Origin of the sequence: Streptomyces bohaiensis (assembly GCF_012033785.1) — a bacterium.
GTDB lineage: Bacteria > Actinomycetota > Actinomycetes > Streptomycetales > Streptomycetaceae > Streptomyces > Streptomyces bohaiensis.
The window spans coordinates 1-2,850 of sequence record NZ_JAAVJC010000424.1; the positions used below are offsets into that span (position 1 = coordinate 1).

General features: G+C 72.5%; 1 protein-coding gene and 1 pseudogene. Both read right to left on the reverse strand.

Annotation, left to right across the window (positions count from 1 at the left end; translation table 11 throughout):
- Window positions 1–77: 77 nt before the first annotated feature.
- Entirely contained in the window at window positions 78–1,946 is a 1,869-nt protein-coding gene (gene typA / locus HCN52_RS23525) for a translational GTPase TypA (protein ID WP_167974823.1), read from the reverse strand.
- Between the two features lie 178 nt (window positions 1,947–2,124).
- Window positions 2,125–2,850 (reverse strand): annotated as a pseudogene (locus HCN52_RS23530) (ABC transporter family substrate-binding protein); the annotation flags it as partial.

Consider the following 2,850-nt stretch of genomic DNA (forward strand, 5'->3'; position numbering starts at 1 on the left):
CCGCCGGAGAACCGGCGGGGCCACACCCCTCGTACGTGCCGCGCGCGCCCTCCCGGTGCGGGGAGGGGCGCGACGGGTCAGGCGTGCTTGGCCTTGGAGGCGGCGCGCGCCCGCAGCCGCTGGTCGAGGACGACCTTGCGGATGCGCACCTCGTCCGGGGTCACCTCGACGCACTCGTCGTCGCGGCAGAACTCCAGCGACTGCTCCAGCGAGAGGCGGCGCGGCGGCACCAGGTTCTCGGTGGTGTCGGCGGAGGAGGCCCGCATGTTGGTGAGCTTCTTCTCCTTGGTGATGTTGACGTCCATGTCGTCGGCGCGGGAGTTCTCGCCGACGAGCATGCCCTCGTACACCTCGGTGCCGGGCTCGATGAAGATCGTGCCGCGCTCCTGGAGGTTGAGCATCGCGTACGGGGTGGCGACGCCGGAGCGGTCGGCGACGAGCGAGCCGCTGTTGCGGGTGCGCAGCTCGCCCATCCACGGCTCGTAGCTCTCGAAGATCGAGTGGGCGATGCCGGTGCCGCGGGTCTCGGTCAGGAACTCGGTCCGGAAGCCGATGAGGCCGCGGGCCGGGACCAGGAACTCCATGCGCACCCAGCCGGAGCCGTGGTTGGTCATGGTCTCCATGCGCCCCTTGCGGGAGGCCATCACCTGGGTGACGGCGCCGAGGTACTCCTCGGGGACGTCGATGGTCATGCGCTCGACCGGCTCGTGGGTCTTGCCGTCGACCTCACGGGTGACCACCTCGGGGCGGCCCACCGTCAGCTCGAAGCCCTCGCGGCGCATGGTCTCCACCAGGATCGCCAGCGCGAGCTCACCGCGGCCCTGGACCTCCCAGGCGTCGGGACGCTCGGTGGGCAGCACGCGGAGCGAGACGTTGCCGATGAGCTCGCGCTCCAGCCGGTCCTTGACCAGGCGCGCGGTGACCTTGTGGCCCTTGCCGCCCTTGCCGACCAGCGGCGAGTTGTTGGTACCGATGGTCATCGAGATCGCCGGCTCGTCCACCTGGATCAGCGGGAGCGCCACCGGGTTCTCCGGGTCGGCGAGGGTCTCGCCGATCATGATCTCGGGGATGCCCGCGACGGCGCAGATGTCACCGGGGCCGGCCTCCTCCGCGGGCTTGCGGGTGAGGGCCTCGGTCATCAGCAGCTCGGTGATGCGGACGTTGTGGACCGTGCCGTCGCGCTTCATCCACGCCACGGTCTGGCCCTTGCGCAGCGTCCCCTGCTGGATGCGGCAGAGCGCGATGCGGCCGAGGAAGTTGTCGGCGTCGAGGTTGGTGACGTGCGCCTGGAGCGGGGCGTTCTCCTCGTAGGAGGGCGCCGGCACCGTCTCCAGCAGCGTCGTGAAGAGCGGCAGCAGGTCCTCGCTGTCGGCCGGGACGGTGCCGTCCTCGGGCTTGGTCAGCGAGGCGATCCCGTCACGGGCGCAGGCGTAGACGATCGGGAACTCGATCTGCTCCTCGGTCGCGTCGAGGTCGAGGAAGAGGTCGTACGCCTCGTCGACGACCTCGGCGATGCGGGAGTCCGGCCGGTCGGTCTTGTTGATGCAGAGGATGACCGGCAGCTTGGCCTGGAGCGCCTTGCGCAGCACGAAGCGCGTCTGCGGCAGCGGGCCCTCGGAGGCGTCGACGAGCAGCACGACGGCGTCGACCATGGACAGGCCGCGCTCGACCTCGCCACCGAAGTCGGCGTGGCCGGGGGTGTCGATGATGTTGATGACGACCGGGTCGCCGCCGTCCTTGGGGTGGTACCGGACGGCGGTGTTCTTCGCGAGAATGGTGATGCCCTTCTCGCGCTCCAGGTCGTTGGAGTCCATCACTCGCTCGTCGACCTGCTGGTGGGCGGCGAAGGCGCCGGCCTGCTTCAGCATGGCGTCGACGAGGGTGGTCTTCCCGTGGTCGACATGGGCGACGATGGCGACATTGCGGATGTCGTGGCGCGTGGGCACGGCGGTGCTACTCCCGGGTTGGTGGTTGGGGTTGGCCCGGCAGACACACGCACCGGCCTCATACCCCATCGTACGGTGCCCGGCCGGGCCGACTGCGCGTCGCCCTCTCGCGGTGGCCGGCGGGACGCGCCGCGGCCCCGTCCGACGGGACGGGGCCGCGGGGGTTCGGGGGCGGTGGTCAGCCGCGGAAGCCGATGTCCTGGTAGCGCGGTGTGCCGAGGCCGAACGCGCCGACCCCGGCGACCTCGTCCGCCGACGCGACCAGCTGCGGGGCCTGGTAGAGCGGCAGCGACCCGGCGGCCGCCCAGATCCGGGTGTCGGCCTTGGCCAGCAGCTCCGCCCGCCGCTCGTCGTCGAGCTCGCCGGCGGCCTGTGTCAGCAGCTGGTCGATGTGGTCGGTGCCGACGCGGGCGTAGTTCTGCTCGATGAACAGCTCCCCGCCGGGGATGCCCTGGGGCTTGGCGAACACCCCGCGGGCGTCGGTGGCGGGGAAGGCGCTGGCGGGCCACGAGTACAGCGCGAGGTCGAAGTTGCCGGGGACGACGTGGCCGGTCAGGTACCGGTCGGCCGCCACCTCCACCAGCTCGGCGTGGACCCCCATCGCGGCGAGCTGGTCGGCGATCTGCTCCCCGACGCGGCGGGTCTCGGCGTGGCGGGGACCGTCGGGCACGACGAACCGGAGCGACAGCGGCGCCCCGGCCTTGACCCGTACCGCGGCGGCCGCGGACCGGGCCAGTTCCTCGGCGGCGGCGTCGGCCTCCCGGGAGGCGCGCAGGGTCAGTTCGGCGGGTTCCGCGAGCGCCGCCGAGCGGCCCTCGGCCGCGACCTCGCCGGCGACGGCGGCGGCACGGCGCAGCACCGCGGCGCGCTGCTGGGCCGCCGCGACGGTCGCGCCGAGCCGGAC